Origin of the sequence: Burkholderia sp. DN3021, assembly GCF_049805555.1 — a bacterium.
Classification (GTDB): Bacteria; Pseudomonadota; Gammaproteobacteria; order Burkholderiales; family Burkholderiaceae; genus Burkholderia; species Burkholderia pyrrocinia_C.
On record NZ_JBNCAB010000253.1, the window covers coordinates 1 to 810 of the forward strand.

1 pseudogene is annotated in these 810 nt (G+C 62.3%); it reads right to left on the reverse strand.

Annotated elements, in window-relative coordinates:
• A pseudogene (locus tag ACPUER_RS36940) lies at window positions 1-726 on the reverse strand (IS5 family transposase); the annotation flags it as partial.
• Between the last annotated feature and the right edge of the window lie 84 nt (window positions 727-810).

The following is an 810-nucleotide window of genomic DNA, read 5'->3' on the forward strand; positions in this document are numbered from 1 at the left end:
GCCCAGGGCGCCTTGCCGTGAATCGGCGCCTTCTGGCTCGCGTAGGCGCTGTCGCCATAGACACGCTGCTCCTGCCCATGCAGCAGTTGCGCCAGCGCATGCTTGTCGTGCACGTTGGCCGCCGTCACCACCGCACTGTGAGTCAGGCCGCTCTGGCTGTCGACGCCGATGTGCAGCTTCATGCCGAAATGCCATTGCCGGCCTTTGCCGGTCTGATGCATTTCGGGGTTGCGCGCCTTCTGATCGTTCTTGGTCGAGCTGGGCGCAGTAATCAAGGTCGCATCCACGATCGTGCCACCATTGAGCTTCATACCGCTGGCCTGAAGCACCCGGCCCACCTCCGCGCAGAGCTGCTCGCCCAGCTTGTGCTTCTCGAGCAGGTGCCGGAATTTGAGCATCGTCGTCGCATCCGGCACGGCTTCGCACCCCAGGTCGATGCCCACGAAGCGGTGCAGGCTCGTGCTGTCGTACAGCGCCTCCTCGCAGGCGAAGTCCGCAAGGTTGAATCAGTGCTGGACGAAGTGAATTCGCAGCATGCGCTCCAGCCCGATCGGTGGACGGCCGTTGCCGCGTTTCGGGTAATGCGGGCTCAACCACTGCGCACAACGCCGCCCACGGCACAATCCCGTGCGTCGTGTCGAGAAACTCGTCGCGCCGCTTGCGCTTGCGCTTCGTCTCGAAGCCCGCGCCTTGATCGGTCGCCATCGCCAGCGTTTGCTGCTTCATCGTCGTTCGCCTTTCTCAAGTCATGCACACCGATCTATGACGCATGAACTACAGGGACGGTGAACTTAATCAGCATTGCCTTAA